Source organism: Pseudomonas sp. LBUM1671, assembly GCF_059695685.1.
Genome location: NZ_CP166782.1, coordinates 2,694,337 through 2,717,627, shown reverse-complemented (window position 1 = coordinate 2,717,627; position 23,291 = coordinate 2,694,337). Strand labels below are relative to the sequence as shown.

Genomic DNA, 23,291 nt, shown 5'->3' with positions numbered 1-23,291 from the left:
ACTTCCTGAACAGCTTCGTCACGGTGTTACAGAACGAAATGATCGACATGCGGTGCTCCTTCAGGACCACCGTGCCTTGCACTTTCGAAGCGATGGCAAGCTTCAGACGGGCGCCCTTGCACATGACTAAAGTTCTATAGACATGCTCTGTCAATATTACGACGTAAAAAAAGACGATTGGCATCTGACCCGACAACTTACTGTTCTTAAACGAGATATAGATATTCAGATGAACCAATAGAGCGAAATGTTATTTCAAACTGTATCGCTAGAGAGACAAACGCCACCTACGCTGCTGCATGTGAATATAAAAATTTATGGAACTTTTCAAAGAACGCTATCGCTTGTGCCCACGATAAGCATTCGCAACTACATCTATGGTTTGCCACAACATTTGCTGATGCGGTTTTGCCGCAAGCACTACCGGCTTTTTCGGTGAGGGACTATCAAATGCACAAGCTCTCAAGCACCCGATCCGAACTGGCCGACGCGATTTTTCGCCTGCGCCGCAGTTTTTACTCGCTGGCGGGGTTTAGTGGCGTCATCAACGTCATGATGTTGACGCCAGCCGTGTACATGCTGCAGGTCTACGACCGGGCCTTGGTCAGTCGCAACGTCACGACATTGACGATGTTGACCGTGCTGGTGATAGGCCTGTTCTTGCTGATGTCCACCCTGGAATTGGTCCGCACCCGCGTGTTGATCCGGGTCGGCAACTGCCTCGACATGGACCTGAACCGACGCATCTTCACGGCTGCGTTCGAGCGCAACCTGAGCCGCGCCGGAGGCAATCCGGCCCAGGCCCTGCAAGATCTCGCGCAAGTTCGTCAGTTCCTCACCGGCAATGCCCTGTTCGCTTTTTTCGATGCGCCCTGGACGCCGCTGTACCTGCTGGTCGCCTACCTGATCCACCCGCTGCTCGGACTGATCACCCTGATCGGCTCGCTGATTCTGGTGTTCCTGGCTTATCTCACCGAAAAGGCCACGCAGAAGCCGCTGGCCGAAGCCAATCAGGCCGCTCTCTCCTCCGCCTGCTACGCCAACAACAACCTGCGCAACGCCGAGGTGATCGAAGCCATGGGCATGCTGCCGTCGATTGGCAAGCGCTGGTACCAAAGCCATTTGCGCATCCTGGAAATGCAGACCCTGGCCTCCGACCGTGCCGCCCTGATCAGCAGCACCGGGCGCTTCGTGCGTATCACGTTGCAGTCGCTGATCCTCGGCGCCGGCGCACTGCTGGCGATCGAAGGCAAGATCACCCCCGGGATGATGATTGCTTGCTCGATCCTCACCGGCCGAGCGCTGGCCCCGGTGGAACAAGTCATCGCGTCGTGGAAACAACTGCTCGGTTGCCGTTCGGCCTGGGGCCGGCTCAACGAGATGCTTGAAGACTATCCGCGCCGACCACCCAGCATGTCGCTGCAGCGGCCGCTTGGCATGCTGTCAGTGGAGAATGTGTATGCCGGCGCCCCCGCCACCAACAACACGATTCTGCGCGGGGTGAGCTTCAACCTCTCGCCCGGCGAAAGCCTTGGCATTATCGGTCCATCCGCCTCGGGCAAATCCACCCTCGCCCGCCTGTTGGTCGGCGTCTGGCCGGCGCAGGCCGGCAAGGTGCGCCTGGACGGCGCGGACATATTCACCTGGAACAAGGGCGAACTTGGCCCCTGGCTCGGTTACCTGCCACAGGATGTGGAGCTGTTCGAGGGCACCATCGCCGATAACATTGCGCGCTTTGGTGAAGTGGACAGCGACGCAGTCATCCGCGCCGCAAGAGCGACGGGAGTGCACGAGATGATCCTGCGTTTTGCGCAGGGTTATGAGACCCGGCTGGGCACCGATGGCAGCCCGCTTTCCGGTGGCCAGAAGCAACGCATCGCCTTGGCCCGCGCGCTGTACGGAGAGCCCAATCTGATTGTGCTGGATGAGCCGAACGCCAACCTCGACGACGTCGGTGAAAAAGCCCTGGTCGATGCGCTGGCCCAACTCAAGGGCCGTGGCGCCACCGTCATTCTGATTTCCCACCGCCCCAACGTGCTCTGCGCCGTCGACAAAGTGCTGATGCTGCGCGACGGCGGCGTTCAGATGCTTGGCACACGTGACGAAGTATTCGCAGCGCTGCGCAAGTCCAATGTGATGCCTGCAGGCGCGTCGACTCCGCTGGCCTCCGTCAAAGCACGGGAGTGACCGATCATGCAAATGAACCAACACATTGAGATGATTCACACCGACCCCAGAAACGTGGTGGATCTGGACGTCGGCAAACCCATGCGCAAGGGCATTTGGCTGGTGCTCGCCGGCTTCGGCGGCTTCCTCCTGTGGTCCTGGCTGGCGCCACTCGATGCCGGCGTGGTTGCGACAGGCACGGTCAAAGTCACCAGCAATCGCAAAGCCGTGCAACATCTGAGCGGCGGCACCGTGGAGGCCATTCTTGTACGCGAAGGCGATGCAGTGAAAAAAGGCCAGGAGCTGGTTCGCCTCGACTCACTGCGTGCCGTTGCCGAACAGGGTGCGGTCAGCGCCCAGTACATCGTCAGCAAGACCGTGGAAAACCGCCTGGAAGCGGAACGCGACGGCCGCGATGTAGTGAACTACGACCCCGAATTACTCAAGCGCTTCAGTCATGACCACCGCCTGGTGGCCGCCATGAATCTGCAACAACGTTTGCTCGATACCCGGCGCGCCGGCCTCGCTGGCGAAATCAGCATCCTGCAGGAAAACCTCGCAGCGTCGGCGGTGCAGCTCAAGGGTTTGCAACAGGTTTATGGCGCCCGCGCCTCGCAGATCAACTTCCTCAACCAGGAACTACAAGGCACCCGCGTGCTGGCAGCCGAAGGTTACGTGCCGCGCAACCGGTTGCTTGAGCTGGAACGCAGCAACGCCGACCTCTCCGCAGGCCAGGCCGAAAACCTCAACAACATTGCTCGCATACGGAGCCAGACCACCGAAATCAAGCTGCGCATCCTGCAGCGCCAGCACGATTACCAGAAGGAAGTCGAATCGCAGCTCACCGACACCGCCAAGGAAAACACCACCCTGGCCGACCGCTTGCGTGCGCTGGACTATGAAGTGACCCACACGGTGATTCGCTCGCCCATCGATGGCATGGTCCAGTCACTGAGCATTGCGACCATCGGCGGGATCATTCAACCCGGCTTCAAAATCATGGAAATCGTTCCGGACAACGAACCGCTGCAGGTCGACGCGATGATTCCCGTACAGGCCATCGACAAGATGGCCCCCGGCCTGGCCGTGGACATTGCCTTTCCAGCCTTCAACCATGCCCAGACGCCGAACATCCCTGGCCGCGTGAAGACCGTCTCCGCCGACCGCCTGCTCGACGAGGAAAGCAAGCAACCGTTCTACCTGGCTCAGGTAGAAGTCACACCCGAAGGCATGAGCCTGCTTGGCAGCAATCACATTCGTCCCGGCATGCCCGCCAGCGTCACCATCAAGACCGGCGAGCGCAACTTGATGAGCTACCTTCTCAAACCCATGCTCGAGCGTGTCGACAGCTCGTTCAAGGAGCAATGAAATGGACCGTCATTGCCTGATCTTCTGCCTGCTGGGGCTGTCTCTCCCGGCCAGCGCCATGGACCTCAAACAAGCCTGGGATCTGCTGCAGTACCAAGGCCCCGTCTACCGCGCCGCCGTGCATGAAAAAGAGGCCGGCCTGGAAAACCGCGCCATTGGCCAGGCCGGCCTGCTACCGCAGATCAGTGCCTCGGCCTACGACAACAAGGTCAATGGCACTCAGCGCCAGAGCGGCATCGAAAGGGATCTCGACTACGACTCCAAGGGCGCTAATGTGCGCTTGCGCCAGCCGCTGTTCAACAAACAGAAAATGGCCGAGTACCGCCAAGGTCAACAGCGTGCCGACTACAGCGTCGCGGTGTTCGATGCCAAGAGTCAGGACGCCGCGGTGCGCCTGGCCGAAAGCTATTTCGACGTGCTCCTGGCCAGCGAAACCATCCTCCTCGCCAAGTCCAAGCTGAGCGCCTTCGATGAGCAACTCGCCTCGGCGAAACGGCGCATGGAGCTGGGGGCCGGCACTGTCACCGACATCGACGAGTCGGTCGCTCGCCGCGACCTCGCCGAAGCCGAGCTGATCGAAGCTCAGGACAACCTGATCAATGCGCGCCGCAAGCTTGAGGAATTCATCGGAGAAACGCCCGAATCGCTGACCACCTTGCGTCCGAGCTTCGATACGCCACCGCTACAACCGAGCAACCTGCAGGACTGGTTGGTCAAGGCTCAGACCGATAGTCCGCTGATCCATGCGCGCCGCCATAGCAGCAACCTCGCTGAAGAAGAAGTGAAGCGCGCCAAGGCGGGACACTGGCCGACACTGGATTTCGTTGCCGGCTACACGGCGGGCGATAGCCAATCAATCTCCGAGCTCAATCAACGCAACCGCTACGGCTCAATCGGGCTGGAAGTCAATTTCCCGCTGTACAACGGTGGTGGTACCAGCGCGCTGACACGTCAAGCCAGCGCCAATAGTTTCAAGGCCCTGGACGAGCTCGACGCCACGCGACAGGAAGTCATCTCCGGAACTACCCGCGAGTATGCCGGCATCCACAGCGGCGCCAGACGTATTCATGCGCTGGAGCGGGCCGTGGAGTCCAACGAACGCTCACTGACGTCGACACGCAAGGGTTTCAAGGAAGGCGGCACCAGTACCAATTCGGATGTCCTCAACGCCCAAGAACTGCTCTTCGTTGCGCAACACGATCTGTTCGAGGCCAAGTTGCGTTATTTGATGTCACGCCTGCGCCTGGCCTCTTCGGTGGGCAGCCTGGGTGACGATGATATCGACCAGATCAACAACTACCTTGGCCCGGAACTGCTGGTCACCAACTGACGTTCGCCTGTCGGCCGGTTGAGCCAATGAGGGCCGACCGCCCCCCCTTCCGGGTAACTTTGATCAATCAAATACCCGCCATTCATCACCGCCTCTCTGAACCACTCTCAACGCTCTGGCACTGATGAAATCGCATTCGCAGTTGTTGACGGCCTGATTTTTCACTGTCGAAAACGGGCAATTACCACTCCCAGAAATGGGGCACTACACCCACCATAAACGGGGACTTTCCACCGTATTTGAGGAATGTCACCCACCCTATTTTTCGATCACTTGTCACACCCAAAGCCGCCGGTCAATAAAACTGAACTTTTTCTTCGCGCTGCTGTAATGGCTCAATTGTTGCTCCACTCCTTGTACCCGCATTAGCTGTCGTCCCGAGCATGGAGACGGCGGGGCATCACGCGAGGGGTGAAAAATGAAACGCGCAAAACCACCATGCAATTCCATCGACTTTCTGCGCAGGTCAAGCCTGCCCTGTGCGATGCTCCTTACGCTCAACACTGCCAATGCCGTGCCACTCGACGATGTCAGCCAGCCGCCACCGACGGACCCCTCGGCGTATACCAACCCGCCCGCCGACCCTGCGGCAGCGCTGGAAGCCTTGAAAACAATGCCGCCGACCAACCAGGGCGCGATTGCCCTGCCCAACGGCGCGTACGGTGACCGCAAGACCCCACGCGCTGAGAACGCGCTGCCGCCGAGCCTGCAAACCTCGTTCAAAATCCCCACCAACGGCAAACCCAGTCCGTTGTTCGGGGCGCAACCCTTCACCCAGCAACTGCTGCTGATGGAGGAGTTCGGCACGGAAAAACTCGACCCGACCCTGCCCGCACCGACACTGACATTCCCTGTGCCCCTTGCCGGCCCTGCGCCACAGCAGGACCCGAACAGCATCGCTCGCAGCGGCCCGTCGAGTGCGGCACTGGAAGCCTTCATGCGCCAACCCGGGCTTTACCCGTTTCCGTCGCAATACTCCAACGTGCTGGATCGCAACCCCTGGAAATCGCAGATTGAAGCCTTCCTCAACCGCCATCCGGTCGGTTCGCCAGCCGAAGGTCGTCCGCCAGGAAAAGGCTGGTCCCATCAACGCTGGAACGAGTTCTACCCGCAGGTCGCCTTCAAAACCGTGCAAGTCGGCGCCAAACTCAATGGCGGCATGCGCGACCGCCGACAAATGCACAACTATGCCGTCGGTGAGTTCGGGCCTGGCGGGCTCTACTACCAGACCTCGGACATCCCGACCACCACGGGCACCACCAAGGGCATCGACACCCGTTTTCACCCCAAAATGCCGATTCAGAACCACAAGGCGCTATGGACCTTCGACGGCACCTTTCCGGTAAAACTGCTGATGGTGCGCTACGGTCAACCGGTGCTGATGCGTCACTACAACGCCCTGCCGATAGACCCTGCCGCAAACATGGGTTTCGGCCTGCACACCCTCAGCACCCACGAACACAACGGCCACAACCCGGCCGAAAGCGACGGCTATACCAATGCGTTTTTCTTTCCGGGGCAGTACTACGACTATCGCTGGCCAATGCAACTGGCCGGCTACGACACCATCAACACCAAGGCTGAAGATCCTCGCGCGGCGTTCCCCTGTGCGCCGGGCGAAACCCTGTTCGTCAACGACGCCACCCCGGGACTGAAGACCTGCAACAACGGCACCATCAAGATCCGCGGCGACTGGCGCGAAACCATGAGCACTCACTGGTTTCACGACCACATGCTCGATTTCACCGCGCAGAACGTCTACAAGGGCAACGCGGTGATGATGAATTACTACAGCGCCCTGGATCGCGGCAACGAGGCGGTCGAGGACGGCGTCAACCTGCGCCTGCCCAGCGGTTCGGCGCTGCCTTGGGGCAACCGCGACTATGACGTCAACCTCATGGTGGCCGACAAAGCCTGGGATAAGAACGGCCAGCTGTGGTTCAACCCGTTCAACACCGACGGCTTCCTCGGCGATCAGATCCTGGTCAACTGGCAGTACCAGCCGCGCCTGAATGTGCGCGCTCGCAGCTATCGTTTCCGCATACTCAACGGCTCGATATCACGCTACTTCAGGATTGCGCTGGTGCGTGAAATCGCCGGCACCGGCGGTGAATTCCCCGGACCGGCAGGTTCCAACGTGTCTTTTGCGCGCGTGCCGTTCCACATGATCGGCAACGACGGCAACCTCATGGAACACGCCGTGCCATTCGACGGCAGCATGGACCTCGACGCCGACGGCGACCTGCAGGACCACAACGCTATCCTGCCGACCCAGGGCATCGCCGAGCGTTACGACATCATCGTCAACTTCGCGAAAAACGGGATCAAGACCGGCGACAAGCTGTACTTCGTCAACCTTATGGTGCACGAGGGCGGCAGGGGACCGGAGATAGAACCGGTGAGCCTGGCCGATGTACTGTCCGGGAAGTACAAAGCGGTGCTCAAGCTGGGTAGCAAAGGACTGGAATGGGACAACGGCGACCCGGTGGTGGGCAAATTCATGCAAATGGTGGTTCAGCCTTACAGCGGCACGGATGTCAGCATGAACCCTGCCGAGTACGAGCCGGCCAAACCGGGCAAGGCAGTGGGTAAAATCATGATTCCGTTGACCCTCAACCGTGACGATCCGACGGTGCAGGCCAAACTCAAACTGGCGCGGCATCGCGAGTTCATCTTCGGTCGCTCCGATGGCACCGACGAAGAACCCTGGACCATCAAGACCGACGGTGGTTTTGGCTACCAGATGGACTCACGGCGAATCAGCGCTGCCCCGCAACTGGCCAACGGTCCGACGGATGCCGGGTTCTCCGGCGACGGCACCCTTGAGGTGTGGAAAATCAAGAACGGCGGCAACGGCTGGGCCCACCCGGTGCACGTGCATTTCGAAGAAGGCATCGTCCTCAACCGCGACGGCAAGGCGCCGCCGGAATGGGAGAAAGGGGCGCGCAAGGACGTTTATCGCATTGGCGAGGGCATCGACAGTTCGGTGGACGTGGAAATAGCCATCCGCTTCCGCGAGTTCGCCGGGACCTACATGGAGCACTGCCACAACACCCAGCATGAGGACACTTCGATGCTGCTGCGCTGGGACATCGAGAGGCCCGGCCAGTTTCAGTTGATGCCAACGCCCCTGCCCGGCTGGGACGGCGTCACCTATGTAAACTCTGCGGCGCTGCCGACCTTCCGCACGGGCGAAGGCGAAAACAAAAAACCCGTCGCCAAACCCGACAGCGCCAGCAGCAGAGACGGCAAACCGCTGACCATCAATGTCCTGGCGAACGACTCCGACCCTGACGGTCATGTGCCACTTAAAGTAGTGGGTCTGACGCAACCGAGCGCCGGCAAGGGCACGGTCGCGGTCAGCACCGACGGCGTACGCGTGATCTACACACCACCGGCCACAATCGCAGCGTCGTTCGTCGCCAGCTTTACCTATCAAGCCAGCGATACCAAGGGCGCGTTATCGACACCGGCGACGGTGACCGTGGCGGTCTCGGCACCCCGGTAACACGCTGACATGACAGCAGCGCCGCAGCCCTGCTCAGGAATTGCCTGAAGGGCTGCTCGCAGCGTGGCAGGTTGTGTTGTGTTTGTGTTGTGTTCTTGGGCGGAAAATCTCAATGGATCGATAGCTGCCTTTCATGGGGCAGCTATCGATTTCATCCAAACGCGATCGGCAACATTCTGTCCAAAACCTCTAAAATATTCACTCTTCCAGTTGCTACAGGGCTTCGCCAAACCGGCTGATATCCGCCCAACGCCTCCTCCGAAACCAACTTGAAAATGCCTCCCCATTTCAGAGGAAACACCCCCATAAACGGGCTTTATTTACCCCAACCCTATATCGAAAGAGCCCCATAAAACTGGTTAAACCGGCAAGACTTCAGGCTCTATAAGTGTGGCATAGAGTTTGCTGAATCTTAATTATGATATTAATCAAGAGATCCGGGTAAGCGGCACTCCCAAGGCATCTGCACTCAGCAGGTAATGAAATACCCACGCCGAAGTTCGCCGCTCATAGTACGTTGCTATATTAGGGAGCTACCATCATGCCCCATGAGTCGATAATGCTTACATCCATACTGATTCTTCTAATTTTTACTATAGGGGTAGGCTGGAATTTTATCGGCTTGTTATTCGATTAAGAGTAAACGGCAACTTTTATAGTTCACCTACCGCCACTCCCAACATGCCTATATATATTGGAAGACGATGGTTCCAAAAAATCTATTTGATAAAGGATGAGCGTCAGGTAATTTCAACCCTGACTGCTGATCGGCAACCCTGATTAAGGAGCCTCTCATGCCACTCGTTCGCGTCGACATCAAAAAGCATCAAGACCCTACTTTCGCCAAACGTGTCGGGCAGTTGATCTACGCTTCCATGCACAGCTCGATTGGCGTGCCGGAAAACGATAATTTCCAGATTCTTTCCGAGCACGATGAGCAGCATTTCATCTTTGATCCCGGCTATCTGGGCATCGACCGCACCGACAGCCTGGTGGTGATTCAGATTACCCTGAGCGAAGGCCGCACCGTCGAGCAGAAAAAACTCCTCTACAAAACCATCGCCGATAGCCTTAACACGGAACTGGCGGTGCGCCTGGAAGACGTCTTTATCAATCTGGTGGAAGTGAAAAAAGAGAACTGGTCGTTTGGCAATGGCATCGCTCAATACGCGCTTTGAGCGGTCCAACAGCAGTACCGAAGTGACGGCCAGACGCGCGCCCCACCGTTCGCTATGATGCCCGTCATCTATCAACCTTCCCTACCTGTGAGCCGCCATGCCCCGAGTCTCCCGCAAACAAGCTGACCTCAACCGCGAGATCATCGTCGAAGCCGCCTCACGGCTGCTTCGCGAGCGCGGCCTGCACGGGATCAGCGTCGTCGATGTGATGGGCGCGGCCGGGCTGACCCATGGCGGGTTCTATGGTCACTTCGACTCCAAGGAAGCGCTGGCGAAAGAGGCTTGCACCCGGGCGTTCACGCAGTCGATGGAACGCTGGAAGCAGAAAATCGACGCCAGCGACGACAACGTCTCCGCCCGCACCAGCATCATCGCGCCCTACCTGTCGGCGGCCAATCGTGACAACCCGGGCGAAAGCTGCCCGGTCGCGGCGTTTGCCGGTGACATGTGCCATGAAACCGCCGAAAGCGGTTTGCACCAGACCTACACCCATGGCCTGGAAGCCTTTCTGCAGATACTTACGCCCTTGATGGGTGCGGACCAGCCCGAAGCCAATCGCCAGCAAGCCTTGGTCGATTATTCCTTGATGGTCGGTGCGCTGACGCTGGCGCGTGCCACACGCGGGGACGGGTTGTCCGATGAGATTCTCGACGCCGCCCGGAATTTTCTGACCTCACCAGGTCAATCAGTCTGATCAACGGCGTGTGCAATCCCCGGGCGTTGCTAAACTCCTCTGGAATCAGCAGTCTGAAGCAACATTCGAGATCCGACATTCAATACCCACAGGAGCCCAGCATGCCTGCAACCGTTCTGGTACTGGTTGAAACCATTAATGATTACTTGCCGATTCTCGAACATCAGGGCTTTCACCTGATTCTGGCTCCGACACCGGCCGAGCGCGCCGACGCCATCGCACGACATGGCGCCCAGATCGATGCCGTGCTGACCCGCGGCCCCCTGGGTTTGTACGCCGATGAAATCGCCGCCTTGCCCAACCTCAAGATCATTTGCGTAATCGGTGCCGGTTACGAACACGTCGACCTGCAAGCCGCGGCCAACCGCGACATCACCGTCACCAATGGCGCCGGGGTCAATGCCTCTTCAGTCGCCGACCATGCCATGGCCATGCTGCTGGCACTGGTGCGCGACATTCCCCGTTGCGATGCCGCCGTACGCCGCGGCGAGTGGCCGAAGATCATGCGCCCTTCCCTGGCCGGCAAGCGCCTGGGAATTCTCGGCCTCGGCGCGGTCGGCATGGCCATCGCCAAACGCGCCGCCGCCGGTTTCGACATGACCGTGAGTTACCACAACCGCCAGCATCGCAGCGACGTCCCTTATACCTTCTGCTCGACGCCGACCGAACTGGCACGCGCTTCGGACTTTCTGGTCGTCGCCACGCCCGGCGGCCTGGGCACCAAACACCTGATCAACAGACAAGTGCTCGAGGCCTTGGGGCCAAAGGGGTTCGTCGTGAACATTGCCCGAGCCTCAGTGATCGCCACCGCAGACCTGGTGAGCGCGCTTGAACAGCGACGCATTGCCGGTGCCGCGCTGGATGTGTTCGATGCAGAGCCCCACGTGCCGGAGGCACTCAAGGCGCTGACCAACGTGATCCTGACGCCGCATGTCGCGGGCTTGTCCCCGGAAGCGACCCAAGGCACCGTTGAGCTGGTAGGAAAAAACCTGGTGGCGTTCTTTTCCGGTCAACCGGTGTTGACCCCCATTGAATTACCCGCACCGGTTCCGCCGTTCTCGTTCGCTGACTGAACGGACGCTCGACAGCGTCCAGAGCCGGGGCGCTGTTCGCCCCGTGAGCCCTGTCCCCACGCGCCCGTTCCCGCACATCAGGAACGCTGATTATCCAGCAACACGCTAACCTATAAGACCGTGCCACGCTTGTGGCTGCCCCGGCGCACCATTAGATTAGCCAATGATGTCTGGCCTCCAAAATAAGCAGAAGGGATAAGCATGGCGCTTACTGACCAGTCCACCCGTATCCGTACCGGCGAAGAACTCGATGCCAGCCTGATCGATCCATACCTCAAGGCCCACATTCCGGGCTTGAGTGGCTTGCCTGTGATCAGCCAGTTTCCCGGCGGCGCGTCGAACCTGACCTACCTGCTGGAATACCCGGAGCAGGAATTTGTCCTGCGTCGCCCGCCGTTTGGCCACAAAGCCAAGTCCGCACACGACATGGGCCGCGAATTTCGCATCCTCAATCAGTTGCGCGACGGTTTCCCGTATTGCCCCAAAGCCTATGTGCACTGCACCGATGAATCGGTGATCGGCGCCGAGTTCTATGTGATGGAACGGGTCAACGGGATCATCCTGCGCTCCGAACTGCCGCCGGAACTGGGCCTGGACTCGGCGCAAACCGAAACCTTGTGCAAGAGCTTCATCGACAAGTTCGTTGAGCTGCATCGGGTCGACTATAAAGCCTACGGCCTGGGCGACCTTGGCAAGCCCGAAGGTTATGTGGCGCGACAGATCAAAGGCTGGAGTGATCGCTACGACAAAGCCCTGACCCCGGACGCGCCGAAGTGGGAAGCGGTCAAGGCCTGGCTTGACGACAAGATGCCGGCCGATCACCCGACTTCCAGCATCGTCCACAACGACTACCGCTTCGACAACGTGATCCTCGACCCGAGCAACCCGATGCAAATCATCGGCGTACTCGATTGGGAACTCACCACCCTCGGCGACCCGCTGATGGACCTCGGCAACACCCTCGCCTACTGGATCGAGGCCGCCGACCCGGCGCCGGTGCAACTGATGCGTCGCCAACCGAGCCACGCCCCGGGCATGCTGACCCGCCGCGAATTCGTCGACTACTACGCCGAGCGCTCAGGCATCCAAATCGACAATTTCGACTTCTACTACACCTACGGCCTGTTCCGCCTGGCCGGCATCGTGCAGCAGATCTACTACCGCTTCTTCCACGGTCAAACCCAGGACAAACGCTTCGCGCAGTTCATTCACATGAACAAACTGCTGGAGCAGATGAGCCTGCAAGTCATCCAGAAATCTACGCTCTGATCGCGGCGCTGATTGCCCCCCTGGCCCCAATAACAAGACTTTTTACAAGAGAATCCCATGTCCAAGACTCAGTTGTTCGACCTCGACGGCAAAATCGCATTCGTTTCCGGCGCCAGCCGTGGCATTGGTGAGGCCATCGCCAAACTGCTGGCCCAGCAAGGCGCCCACGTCATCGTTTCGAGCCGCAAGCTCGACGGCTGCCAGCACGTGGCCGATGCGATCATCGCCGCCGGCGGCAAAGCCACCGCTGTTGCTTGCCATATCGGTGAAATGGAACAGATCAGCCAGGTCTTCGCCGGTATCAAGGAACAGTTCGGACGCCTGGACATCCTGGTCAACAACGCCGCGACCAACCCACAGTTCTGCAACGTGCTGGACACCGACCTCAGCGCCTTTCAGAAAACCGTCGACGTCAACATCCGCGGCTACTTCTTCATGTCGGTCGAAGCCGGCAAACTGATGCGCGAAAACGGCGGCGGCAGCATCATCAACGTCGCGTCGATCAATGGCATCTCGCCCGGCATCTTCCAGGGCATCTACTCGGTGACCAAGGCCGCCGTGATCAACATGACCAAGGTGTTCGCCAAGGAATGCGCGCAGTTCGGCATCCGCTGCAACGCCCTGTTGCCTGGCCTGACCGACACCAAGTTTGCATCGGCACTGGTGAAGAACGAGGCGATCTTGAACACCGCGTTGCAACAGATCCCGCTCAAGCGTGTGGCTGATCCGAGTGAGATGGCGGGTGCGGTGCTGTATCTGGCGAGTGATGCGTCGAGCTACACCACCGGGGTTTCGTTGAACGTGGATGGCGGGTTCTTGTCCTGATTCATTTCTCCGGATGAACGAAAGGCAGCCTCGGGGCTGCCTTTTTTGTTCGTTCCGTTCGTCCCCACGCGTGGGAATGATCAAGCCATCAACCTAATGAATATTTATTCCGCATATTGCATTAACAGAATTTTTATTCCATAAAGTGCCTTCTGAAAATAAAAATCTAAAGGCCTTCCATCATGCGCGAACTCGGTATCGGACTCATCGGCACAGGTTTCATGGGCCGCGCCCACGCCCTGGCGTTTCGCAACGTCAGCGCGGTGTTCGAGCTTCCGCTTAAGCTCAGACTGGCCGCCCTCGCCGACGCCGATCCAAACCGCGCCCGGCACTGTGCCGATGCCTGGGGTTTTGAAACCGCGCACACCGACTGGCAACAGCTGATCGATGACCCGAAGGTCAATCTGATCGCCATCACCACCCCCAATCACCTCCACTTCCCGATGGCCATGGCCGCCCTTGCCGCCGGCAAACCGGTGTATTGCGAGAAGCCTTTGGCGGTGAATCTGCAGCAAGCCAACGCCATGCGTCAGGCCGCAAAAGCCGCGGGAGTAGTGACGCGGGTGGGTTACAACTATCAGCACAACCCGATGATCGGGCTCGCGCGGGAGCTGATCGACAGCGGCAAGCTGGGGCAGATCATCAGTTTTCAGGGTGAGTTCAGCGAAGACTTCATGGCCGATCCTGATTCACCGTGGTCGTGGCGTTGCGATGCTGATCACGCCGGCGGTGCGCTGGCGGATCTGGGCAGCCATTTGCTGGCGATGGCGCGCTACCTGGTGGGCGATGTCGAATCGGTGTGCGCCGACACTCAGACCGTGCATCTCCAGCGTCCTGCGACGGCGGGCAGCCAGGAACAGCGGCATATTGCGGTCGACGATCAGGTCCACGCGCTGCTGCGGTTTGCCAACGGCGCACGAGGTACGTTCAGCAGCAGTTGGCTCAAGCATGGCTACAAGAATCACCTGAGCTTCGAGATCAGCGGCACGCAAGGCACGCTGGCGTTCGACCAGGAACGCTTGAACGAGCTGCGGTTGTATCGCGTCGGCCAGGACGGTTTCCAGCGTTTGCTCGCTGGGCCGAACCTGCCGGGTTACGCCGCGTTCAGCCCGGCGGCGGGGCATCAGTTGGGGTACAACGAACTCAAGACGCTGGAAGTGCACGACCTGGTACTGGCGCTGGCCGGCCTGTCCCAGAGTGGCACTGACTTTGAGCAAGCATGGGAAGTCGAACGCCTGGCGACGGCAATCCGCTTGGCGGCAGACGAATCACGCTGGGTCAGGATCGAGAACATCTGAGGTTCAGACGCCCACGGCTTCCGGCACCCGTGAGGGTGCCGGGTACCGCCAGCCGCTCAGGATTATTGAGTGACGCAACGAGTGAGCGTCGTCTCCCGGGTCACCTCTTCGGTCACTCGGGCGTCGCCCATCACTTCTTTCTGTTCAGTGGTTTCACACGTGCGTTGAGGCGCGGGCGGTGGTGCGACGGGTGCTGGTGGTGGCGGACTGGCGCAACCGCTGAGAATCGCTACACAAAAGGCGAGCGACAGAGGCGAAAAAGCACGTTTCCCAAGACTGTTCATAGGCTGTCCCGCGATAAGTCATCGACACTTTCCGCGACCCGACGCACTTACCGCGAAGCCGCGGATTGGTCACAGAAAATTATACCCTCGCATTTCTTATAGCCTAGTCAGCCGCCAATGCCAGCAAATGAGGCCCTTAGCCTCTTTTCAACCCTGAAAAACGACAGCTACGAAACCGAGTCCTGCCGCTGATGCAAACTGTTGCTCTCGAGCTCGTAACGCAGTTCCTCAATCAACGATGCGACCGCTTCCGGGGTTCTGAGCTGAGTGACACTCAGACCACTGACCACCAGATCCACCTGCCCCGACACCGGGTGATACAGCTTCACCGTCACCGAGTTGTCACCCGACACGCTGCAATCACAAGCAAGAGGGGAAAAGTGCTGTTCCAGTTGCGCACGCAATTGCGTCAGATAAATCATTGCGATTCACCCATGGGCCGGCTGACCCCGTCGACTGAAAACCTGTTGAATTGGCCGAGCATGCGACTGTTCCTTAAGCTGTTTCGTAGAGGACGCGATACCGACCAAAAGCCCGTTTCGCACCCTTACAGATTAAGAACTGCCACGACCCGCCAGAACATCCATTTGCACTGCCCGGCCTAGTGCATTTGCACCTTAACGCTGACCTTTGGGCCGCCACTCGCTGGAGAACAAACCGCGCTCCCGCGCCCACACAATCGCTTCGCTGCGACTGTGCACATCCAGCTTGGAATACACCGTCGACACATGGTTGCGCACGGTATTGGGCGCCAGCTTCAGGCGCGCTGCGATTTCCTTGTCCGCAAGGCCTTCGCAGATCAGCCCGAGTACATCGCGCTCGCGGGCAGTCAGGTCGGTGAAGGACACGCTGGGCAACTGCGGCGAGTTGATGTTCTTCACGTTGGCGAGCTTTTCGATGAGCGTGCGGGTGAACCAGGAGGCGTCTTTCATCACCTCCTCGATCGCCGCCACCAGCTCCAGCTCGGTGCGTTTGCGTTCGGTGATGTTCATCAGCACCAGCAGGTAGCAAGGATTGTCCTGAATGTTCACGGTGTCGGCCGACACCGTGCAGTCGATCAAGGTCGAGTCTTTCCTGCGGATTCTGACATCGACCCTATCCAGGCTTCCGGCCTTCTCCAGCGCCGCAAACAGCCGGGTGCGCGCGCTCTTGTCATCGATAAAGTCGAGTTCGGCAACGGTCTTGCCAAGCACTTCTTCACTGGGGTACGCGAGGGTGTCCAGGAAGGCCTCATTCACGTCGATCACCACCTGGTCTTGCGCATCGCAGACCAATGTCGGCACTGGCGTCAGGCGAAACGCCTTGGCAAATCGTTCCTCGCTCTGACGCAAGGCCACCTCGGCCTTGTGACGCGGCTCCATGTCGACGAAGGAAAACAGCATGCAGTCTTCCTCGTTGAACTCCAGCGGTTGGCCGGCGACGATCACCTGTTTGCTGCCGCCTTCGGGCAGTTTCAGTTCGGCCTGCATCTGCGGGATCGTGGCGTGATCGCGCAGACGCTCGATCGCCAGGTCTCTGTTTTCTACCCCGTCCAGGATGTCCAGCTCATAGGTCGACGCGCCGATCACTTGGTCGCGGGCATAGCCGGTCATTTCCAGAAAGCCCGCATTGACCTTGATGTAACGCAAATCGCTGAGGCGACAGATCACCGCCGGCGCCGGGTTGGCGTTGAAAGTCTTCTCGAATCGCTGCTCGGCGCTGGCCCACTCCGTGACGTCGTCCATGATCAACACCAGCGACTCCGGCTCGCCTGCGCTGTCGGCCAGCACCATGCTGCGCACGTTATGCACCCAGGTACGTTCTTCGTCGTCGGTCGGTGTCACCTCAACCAGCACATCGGCGAACGTCTCGCCCTTGGCGACGCGGCTGATCGGGTAGTTCTCCGGCGCCACCGGGTGATTATTGCGATAGCGCAAGGCAAAGCGCCTGGCGTATTCCTTGGCATTCACGCCCAATTCGCCGATCCGACTGACGCCGTGCATGGCCAGCGCGGCTTCATTGGCCCACAGGATGGTCTGGTCGAGCTCCAGCAGAATCACCCCGTCGGACAAACCGGCGATTATCTGCTGCAACTGGCGGCGATTGGTTTCGGTGGTCAGGACGTCCTGGCTCATTGGATCTCCACGGGTGCAGCGGCGCAGCGACGCGCCGCCCTGTGAAGATTACGACCGCGAGGGGGTGGGATAGTGCAAAGCAGGTGCAGCCGCTGCTACAGACCGTGTGAGGTGGATGTTAATTACTGCACCAGCAAAGACGCTTCCAGCCCCGTCAACTTATCCGGATTAGGTTTGTGACGCGCCGGCAGACATTGGGATCTTTGGTCGTAGGGTTTTCTTGCAGGTGCTGCTCTAAGCTCAAGCAAACGCGTGCTTGCATGCTGATTTTTACCGGACCGGAGAATGGCGATGATGCTCGATACGATTAACTTCACCCCGTGGTCCGCGTTGGCCGGAGGTGCTCTGATCGGCTTGGCGGCCAGCGTGATGATCGTGGCCAATGGACGGATTGCCGGGATCAGTGGATTGCTGGGCAGCCTGATGTCATCCGGCGATTCCGGTCGAGGTGAGAAAGCCGTGTTCATCCTCGGACTGCTGGCCGCCCCCCTGCTGTGGGCGCTGTTTCAGGCGTGGCCGACCATTGAATTCAAGACGGGCGCCGTGGGACTGATCATCGCTGGATTGTGCGTCGGGATCGGCACCCGATATGGCTCGGGATGCACCAGCGGGCACGGGGTGTGCGGCATCTCGCGCCTGTCACCACGCTCCATCGTTGCGACGTTGTGTTTTATGTTCACAGGCTTTGTGACCGTGTTTGTGGTGCGTCATCTGTTGGGGGTTTGAGCATGAAAAAGCTGACCGCTTTCCTCGCCGGCCTGGTGTTCGGCATCGGCCTGCTGTTGGCCGGCATGGCCAACCCGGCCAAGGTGCTGGGGTTTCTCGATATCACCGGGCGATGGGATCCCTCCCTGGCACTGGTGATGATCGCTGCCATTGCGGTGGCCTGGGCGCCGTTTCATTGGGCGGTGAAACACGCCACGTCTTTGCTGGGGGCGCCGATGCAACTGCCGGTCAGTCGCGAGTTGGATCGACGCCTGATCGCTGGCAGCCTGTTGTTCGGAGTCGGCTGGGGCATTGCGGGCATCTGCCCTGGGCCCGCGCTGGTGTTATTGCCAACGGGGCATTGGCAGGCCTGGGTGTTTTTCATGGCGATGCTCGCGGGGATGCTGATCTTCAAAGCGAAGCAAGCGCGCCACTGAGTCACGGTCGATCGCAGGTTTGGGCGGCGCATGCGCTGCCAAAGCCTACGACCGTGTTCGCGCTTCAGGCCGCCAATTGGCCGCTGGCAATCGCCGCCGACGCCGCCAGCATTGCCCGCAACAACACCGCACACCCGGCCGCCAGATCATCCGGCGCGGCGTTTTCGATTTCGTTGTGGCTGATGCCGCCTTCGCACGGCACGAAGATCATCCCGGCCGGGCCGAGTTCGGCGAGGAAGATCGCGTCGTGCCCTGCTCCGCTGACGATGTCCATGTGCGACAACCCCAAGCCTTGCGCCGCGCCGCGTACCGCTTCGACGCAAGCCTTGTCGAAGTACAGCGGCGGGAAGTCGGCAGTGGGCGTCAGTTCGAAGGTCAGGCCGTGTTCTTCGCAGGTGGTTTCGATGACTTCGCGGACTTCAGCAATCATCGAGTCCAGGCGCGCCGGTTCCAGATGACGGAAGTCCAGGGTCATGCGCACTTCACCGGGAATGACATTGCGTGAGCCCGGATAGGCTTGCAGGCAACCGACGGTGCCGCAGGCGTGGGGTTGATGGCCGAGGGCGGCGCGGTTGACGGCGCCGACGATCACCGCGGCGCCGACCAGAGCGTCCTTGCGCAGGTGCATTGGCGTCGGGCCCGCGTGAGCTTCGACGCCGCGCAGTTTCAGGTCGAACCATTTCTGGCCGAGAGCGCCCATCACCACACCGATGGTTTTGTGTTCGTCCTCGAGGATCGGGCCTTGTTCGATGTGCGCCTCGAAATAGGCACCGACGGCGTGGCCGCTGACCTTGCGTGGGCCGGCGTAGCCGATAGCGTTGAGGGCTTCGCCAACGGTGACGCCCTCGGCATCGACCTTGGCCAGGGTTTCTTCGAGGGTGAATTTTTCCGCGAACACGCCGGAGCCCATCATGCACGGAGCGAAGCGCGAGCCTTCTTCGTTGGTCCAGACCACCACTTCCAGCGGCGCCTCGGTTTCCACGCCGAGGTCGTTGAGGGTACGCAGCACTTCAACGCCGGCCAGAACGCCGAAGCAGCCGTCGAACTTGCCGCCGGTGGGTTGGGTGTCGATGTGGCTGCCGGTCATGACGGGAGGCAGGTTCGGATTGCGCCCGGGGCGGCGGGCGAAGATGTTGCCGACGGCGTCGATGCTGACGGTGCAACCGGCCTCTTCGCACCAGTTGACGAAGATGTCCCGGGCCTGACGGTCCAGATCGGTCAGGGCCAGGCGGCAGACGCCCCCCTTGACCGTGGCGCCGAGTCTGGCCAGGTCCATGAGCGACTGCCACAAGCGGTCGCGGTTGATGTGCTGATGGGTGGACTGCAGAACGTCTACAGCAGCGTTCATGATGATCTCCTCAGGCAGTTCTTATGGATTTCTTCAGGCAATTTTTGGGTGTCTGGAAGGCCGTCTTCGCGAGCAAGCTTCGCTCCTACAAGGAATACGCGAACCTGTAGGAGCGAGGCTTGCCCGCGATGAGGCCAGTGTTCACACCGCCGATTTCACGACAGTCGGACTGGGCCGCATCGAGCACAACCCGTAATAAATCAGCCCACCCAGCGCCGAGCCGGTGAACCAGCCATAGCTGTAGAACCAGCTGAATGCATCGCTGCCCAGCGACAGCAGCGTCAACGCCACTGGCACGCCAAACGCGATAAAGCCGAACCAGTTCCACGCCGGGTACACGTCATCGCGATACAACCCGGCCAGGTCCAGTTGCTGTTTCTTGATCAGGAAATAGTCCACCACCATGATCCCGGCGATCGGGCCCAACAGGCTCGAATAGCCCAACAGCCAGTTGGAATACACGGTCTCCAGGCTCACATCCGAGACGATCAACCCGAGCTTCTTCAGCAGTTCATGGGCCATCAGCGCCAGGCCGACCAGGCCGGTGAGGATCACCGCTTTGGTGCGGTTGATGAGCTTGGGCGCGACGTTCTGGAAGTCGTTGGTCGGCGAAACGATATTGGCCGCGGTGTTGGTCGACAATGTCGCGATGATGATCAGTGCCATGGCCAATGCGACCCAGACCGGGCTTTGGATGTGGCCGATCAGGGTGACCGGATCGGAGACGGTGACGCCCACCAGTTTGACCGAGGCGGCAGTCATCACCACGCCCAGCGAGGCGAACAGGAACATGGTCAGGGGCAAGCCGATAATCTGTCCAACGATCTGGTCTTTCTGGCTTTTCGCATAGCGGCTGAAGTCCGGGATGTTCAGCGACAAAGTGGCCCAGAACCCGACCATCGCGGTCAACCCGGCGGCAAAGTAACTGACCACGCTGGCCCCTTCCGGACGCTTGGGTGGGATCGCCATCAATTCGGTCATCGACACGTTCGGCATCGCCCACACCAGCAGCCCCACGCCCACCAGCACCAATAAAGGCGCGGAAAGGGTTTCGAGCCATTTGATCGAGTCCGCACCGCGAATCACCACCCACAGGTTCAAGGCCCAGAACACCATGAAGCCGATCACTTCACCGGTCCCGCCGAGGGCTTTCCAACCGTCGAACACCGAACCGAGAAACAGGTGAATGGCCAGCCCGCCGAACATCGTCTGAATGCCGAACCAGCCGCACGCCACCAGCGCTCGGATCAGGCACGGAACGTTGGAGCCAAGAATGCCGAAGGACGAGCGCAACAGCACCGGAAACGGAATGCCGTACTTGGTACCGGGAAAGGCGTTCAGGGTCAGCGGGATCAGCACGATGATGTTGGCGAACAGAATCGCCAGCAGCGCTTCACCGACGCTCAGGCCGAAATAGGCGGTGAGCACGCCGCCGAGGGTGTAGGTCGGCACGCAGATCGCCATGCCAACCCACAACGCAGTGATGTGCCATTTGTTCCAGGTTCGCTCGTGCACCTTGGTCGGTGCCATGTCGTGGTTGTAACGGGGACTGTCGAGGACGTCGCTGCCGGCTTCGAGCTCAAACAAGCCGTCGCGCTCGGTCACTTGCGATCTGATCTGTTGCATGGCCGCTCCACTGTTCTTTGAATTATTTTTTGCTCATCAGGGGCTGGCGGCATCAATAAGCGTGCCGGGCACCCCTGTTGCGCATCGGGCAGTTCCACAAAAACCTCGCAACCCACTGATGTTTATCAGTTTTTATATACAGTCCGGATAAGTCCTTGGTGACTTGCCTATTCACTCAGGCCGAATGCCAGGCAAGTTGTCCGAACAGTCAGGGCTCAATCTGGTGCATACATCTTTTTTTCAAAGTTGCGCATCAACCATAGACCATCCTCAAGCAGCTGATTTCACATAAGAAATCTCGTTCATTTTTAGAACCTGTCAAGTGCGTCAAAATGGTTCGAAGCCACACCATTTTGGTGAGTTAACGTTTTTATCGTTAATTATCAATATGTTAAAATAGTCATAAGCTTATAAAAAATATTCTTGCTCATTCCATAAACTCAGACTAGCTTCTATTCCTGACAGCGTTGACAGGAATACTCCTGTTTGCGTCAGCTTCATATAAAACATTTAGAACCGGCATAAGTCGGTCATTGCCTGCGAGGAACTCGGAATGTCTCTGTTGATCCGTGGCGCCACCGTTATTACCCATGATGAAAGTTACTGCGCCGACGTCTATTGCGCTGATGGCGTGATTAAAGCCATTGGCGACAACCTTGATGTTCCGGCAGGCGCAGAAGTGCTCGACGGCAGTGGCCAATACCTGATGCCCGGCGGCATCGACCCGCACACTCATATGCAACTGCCCTTCATGGGCACCGTCGCCAGTGAAGACTTTTTCAGCGGCACGGCGGCGGGTCTTGCCGGTGGCACCACGTCGATCATCGATTTCGTGATTCCCAATCCGCAGCAATCCTTGATGGAAGCCTTTCATCAATGGCGCGGCTGGGCCGAGAAATCGGCGTCGGATTACGGTTTCCACGTCGCGATAACCTGGTGGAGCGAACAGGTTCGCGAGGAAATGGCCGAGCTGGTCAGCCAGCACGGGGTCAACAGCTTCAAACATTTCATGGCGTACAAGAACGCGATCATGGCGGCCGATGACACCTTGGTGGCGAGTTTCGAGCGCTGCCTGGAACTCGGCGCGGTGCCGACGGTGCACGCGGAAAACGGCGAGCTGGTCTACCACCTGCAACGCAAGTTGATGGCCCAGGGCATGACCGGGCCTGAAGCGCATCCGCTGTCGCGCCCTTCCCAAGTGGAAGGCGAAGCCGCCAGCCGGGCGATCCGTATCGCCGAAACCCTGGGCACGCCGCTGTACCTGGTGCATGTCTCGACCAAGGAAGCGCTGGACGAAATCACCTACGCCCGCAGCAAGGGTCAGCAAGTCTACGGCGAAGTACTGGCCGGGCATTTGCTGCTGGACGACAGCGTCTACCAACACCCGGACTGGCAAACCGCCGCCGGTTACGTGATGAGCCCGCCCTTCCGTCCTCGCGGCCATCAGGAAGCGCTTTGGCATGGCCTGCAATCGGGCAACCTGCACACCACCGCCACCGACCATTGCTGCTTCTGCGCCGAGCAGAAAGCCGCCGGCCGCGATGACTTCAGCAAGATCCCCAACGGCACCGCCGGTATCGAAGACCGCATGGCCGTGCTCTGGGATGAAGGGGTCAATACCGGGCGCTTGTCGATGCAGCACTTCGTGGCGCTGACCTCCACCAACACCGCGAAAATCTTCAACCTCTACCCGCGCAAAGGGGCGATTCGCGTGGGTGCGGATGCGGACCTGGTGCTGTGGGATCCTGAGGGGACGCGGACTATTTCGGCGAAAACTCACCACCAGCAGGTCGACTTCAACATCTTCGAAGGCAAGACCGTACGTGGCGTACCGAGCCATACCGTGAGCCAGGGCCGGGTGGTGTGGGCTGATGGCGACTTGCGGGCCGAGCGTGGTGCCGGGCGGTATGTCGAACGACCGGCGTATCCGGCGGTGTTTGATTTGCTGAGCAAGCGGGCTGAACAAAATAAGCCGACTGCTGTGAAACGCTGAAATCGAGGCCTTCGGCCATCGCGAGCAGGCTCGCTCCCACATTTGAAATGCGTTCCCCTGTGGGAGCGAGCCTGC

17 protein-coding genes are annotated in these 23,291 nt (G+C 59.5%); 13 read left to right on the top strand and 4 right to left on the bottom strand.

Translation table 11 applies throughout. The annotated features are described in order from the left end of the window. Positions 1-450: 450 nt before the first annotated feature. From ACA060_RS12630 to ACA060_RS12585, 10 genes are all read left to right on the top strand, one after another. Positions 451-2,187, top strand: a complete 1,737-nt coding sequence (locus ACA060_RS12630; protein ID WP_497317621.1) for a type I secretion system permease/ATPase — start codon at positions 451-453, stop codon at positions 2,185-2,187. Positions 2,188-2,193: 6 nt separating this feature from the next. Further along, the gene (locus tag ACA060_RS12625) at positions 2,194-3,534 is read left to right on the top strand and encodes an HlyD family type I secretion periplasmic adaptor subunit (protein ID WP_497317619.1); all 1,341 of its coding nucleotides are present in this window, start codon (positions 2,194-2,196) and stop codon (positions 3,532-3,534) included. A gap of 1 nt (position 3,535) precedes the next feature. Next, complete coding sequence (locus ACA060_RS12620) at positions 3,536-4,864, top strand: TolC family outer membrane protein (RefSeq protein ID WP_497317617.1); 1,329 nt, start codon at positions 3,536-3,538, stop codon at positions 4,862-4,864. A gap of 484 nt (positions 4,865-5,348) precedes the next feature. Beyond that, a complete protein-coding gene (locus ACA060_RS12615) occupies positions 5,349-8,372 on the top strand; it encodes an Ig-like domain-containing protein (RefSeq protein ID WP_497318226.1) in 3,024 nt (1,007 codons plus the stop codon). 794 nt (positions 8,373-9,166) lie between these two features. Beyond that, a complete protein-coding gene (locus ACA060_RS12610; protein ID WP_497317615.1) occupies positions 9,167-9,550 on the top strand; it encodes a tautomerase family protein in 384 nt (127 codons plus the stop codon). A gap of 97 nt (positions 9,551-9,647) precedes the next feature. Then, positions 9,648-10,244 (top strand): TetR/AcrR family transcriptional regulator, encoded by a 597-nt coding sequence (locus ACA060_RS12605; protein ID WP_497317613.1) that lies wholly within the window; start codon positions 9,648-9,650, stop codon positions 10,242-10,244. 101 nt (positions 10,245-10,345) lie between these two features. Beyond that, positions 10,346-11,317 (top strand): 2-hydroxyacid dehydrogenase, encoded by a 972-nt coding sequence (locus ACA060_RS12600; RefSeq protein WP_109630337.1) that lies wholly within the window; start codon positions 10,346-10,348, stop codon positions 11,315-11,317. 201 nt (positions 11,318-11,518) lie between these two features. Beyond that, positions 11,519-12,586, top strand: a complete 1,068-nt coding sequence (locus ACA060_RS12595; RefSeq protein WP_497317611.1) for a phosphotransferase family protein — start codon at positions 11,519-11,521, stop codon at positions 12,584-12,586. A gap of 57 nt (positions 12,587-12,643) precedes the next feature. After that, entirely contained in the window at positions 12,644-13,411 is a 768-nt protein-coding gene (locus tag ACA060_RS12590; protein WP_109630332.1) for an SDR family oxidoreductase, read from the top strand. A 182-nt stretch (positions 13,412-13,593) separates the two neighbouring features. Continuing rightward, positions 13,594-14,709: a Gfo/Idh/MocA family protein gene (locus ACA060_RS12585; RefSeq protein ID WP_497317609.1), complete on the top strand. Its 1,116-nt coding sequence runs from the start codon at positions 13,594-13,596 to the stop codon at positions 14,707-14,709. Between the two features lie 451 nt (positions 14,710-15,160). On the opposite strand, the gene ACA060_RS12580 is transcribed toward ACA060_RS12585, so the two are convergent. Then, positions 15,161-15,415, bottom strand: a complete 255-nt coding sequence (locus tag ACA060_RS12580) for a DUF1652 domain-containing protein (protein ID WP_497317607.1) — start codon at positions 15,413-15,415, stop codon at positions 15,161-15,163. Between the two features lie 195 nt (positions 15,416-15,610). After that, a complete protein-coding gene (locus ACA060_RS12575; RefSeq protein ID WP_497317605.1) occupies positions 15,611-17,107 on the bottom strand; it encodes a helix-turn-helix transcriptional regulator in 1,497 nt (498 codons plus the stop codon). Between the two features lie 291 nt (positions 17,108-17,398). Between ACA060_RS12575 and ACA060_RS12570 the strand changes: the two genes are divergently transcribed. Next, positions 17,399-17,833: a YeeE/YedE family protein gene (locus ACA060_RS12570; protein ID WP_497317603.1), complete on the top strand. Its 435-nt coding sequence runs from the start codon at positions 17,399-17,401 to the stop codon at positions 17,831-17,833. Positions 17,834-17,835: 2 nt separating this feature from the next. Beyond that, entirely contained in the window at positions 17,836-18,249 is a 414-nt protein-coding gene (locus tag ACA060_RS12565; protein ID WP_109630318.1) for a DUF6691 family protein, read from the top strand. Between the two features lie 64 nt (positions 18,250-18,313). Here the strand turns inward: ACA060_RS12565 and ACA060_RS12560 are convergent, their stop codons facing one another. Together ACA060_RS12560 and ACA060_RS12555 are read right to left on the bottom strand one after the other, a co-directional pair. Continuing rightward, positions 18,314-19,597, bottom strand: a complete 1,284-nt coding sequence (locus tag ACA060_RS12560) for a Zn-dependent hydrolase (RefSeq protein ID WP_109630315.1) — start codon at positions 19,595-19,597, stop codon at positions 18,314-18,316. A gap of 141 nt (positions 19,598-19,738) precedes the next feature. Next, a complete protein-coding gene (locus ACA060_RS12555; RefSeq protein WP_497317601.1) occupies positions 19,739-21,223 on the bottom strand; it encodes an NCS1 family nucleobase:cation symporter-1 in 1,485 nt (494 codons plus the stop codon). A 553-nt stretch (positions 21,224-21,776) separates the two neighbouring features. Here ACA060_RS12555 and hydA point away from each other — a divergent pair. Then, positions 21,777-23,216 carry a dihydropyrimidinase gene (gene hydA / locus ACA060_RS12550; RefSeq protein WP_497317599.1) on the top strand — a complete coding sequence of 480 codons (1,440 nt, stop codon included), beginning with the start codon at positions 21,777-21,779 and terminating at the stop codon, positions 23,214-23,216. The last annotated feature ends 75 nt before the right edge of the window (positions 23,217-23,291 follow it).

Coding starts and splice junctions, on each gene's coding strand:
- ACA060_RS12615 (WP_497318226.1), top strand. CDS start 5,349: ATGCTCCTTACGCTCAACACTGCCAATGCCGTGCCACTCGACGATGTC.
- ACA060_RS12625 (WP_497317619.1), top strand. CDS start 2,194: ATGCAAATGAACCAACACATTGAGATGATTCACACCGACCCCAGAAAC.
- ACA060_RS12580 (WP_497317607.1), bottom strand. CDS start 15,415: ATGATTTATCTGACGCAATTGCGTGCGCAACTGGAACAGCACTTTTCC.
- ACA060_RS12605 (WP_497317613.1), top strand. CDS start 9,648: ATGCCCCGAGTCTCCCGCAAACAAGCTGACCTCAACCGCGAGATCATC.
- ACA060_RS12560 (WP_109630315.1), bottom strand. CDS start 19,597: ATGAACGCTGCTGTAGACGTTCTGCAGTCCACCCATCAGCACATCAAC.
- ACA060_RS12620 (WP_497317617.1), top strand. CDS start 3,536: ATGGACCGTCATTGCCTGATCTTCTGCCTGCTGGGGCTGTCTCTCCCG.
- ACA060_RS12630 (WP_497317621.1), top strand. CDS start 451: ATGCACAAGCTCTCAAGCACCCGATCCGAACTGGCCGACGCGATTTTT.
- ACA060_RS12585 (WP_497317609.1), top strand. CDS start 13,594: ATGCGCGAACTCGGTATCGGACTCATCGGCACAGGTTTCATGGGCCGC.
- ACA060_RS12555 (WP_497317601.1), bottom strand. CDS start 21,223: ATGCAACAGATCAGATCGCAAGTGACCGAGCGCGACGGCTTGTTTGAG.
- ACA060_RS12575 (WP_497317605.1), bottom strand. CDS start 17,107: ATGAGCCAGGACGTCCTGACCACCGAAACCAATCGCCGCCAGTTGCAG.
- ACA060_RS12565 (WP_109630318.1), top strand. CDS start 17,836: ATGAAAAAGCTGACCGCTTTCCTCGCCGGCCTGGTGTTCGGCATCGGC.
- ACA060_RS12600 (WP_109630337.1), top strand. CDS start 10,346: ATGCCTGCAACCGTTCTGGTACTGGTTGAAACCATTAATGATTACTTG.
- ACA060_RS12595 (WP_497317611.1), top strand. CDS start 11,519: ATGGCGCTTACTGACCAGTCCACCCGTATCCGTACCGGCGAAGAACTC.
- hydA (WP_497317599.1), top strand. CDS start 21,777: ATGTCTCTGTTGATCCGTGGCGCCACCGTTATTACCCATGATGAAAGT.
- ACA060_RS12570 (WP_497317603.1), top strand. CDS start 17,399: ATGATGCTCGATACGATTAACTTCACCCCGTGGTCCGCGTTGGCCGGA.
- ACA060_RS12590 (WP_109630332.1), top strand. CDS start 12,644: ATGTCCAAGACTCAGTTGTTCGACCTCGACGGCAAAATCGCATTCGTT.
- ACA060_RS12610 (WP_497317615.1), top strand. CDS start 9,167: ATGCCACTCGTTCGCGTCGACATCAAAAAGCATCAAGACCCTACTTTC.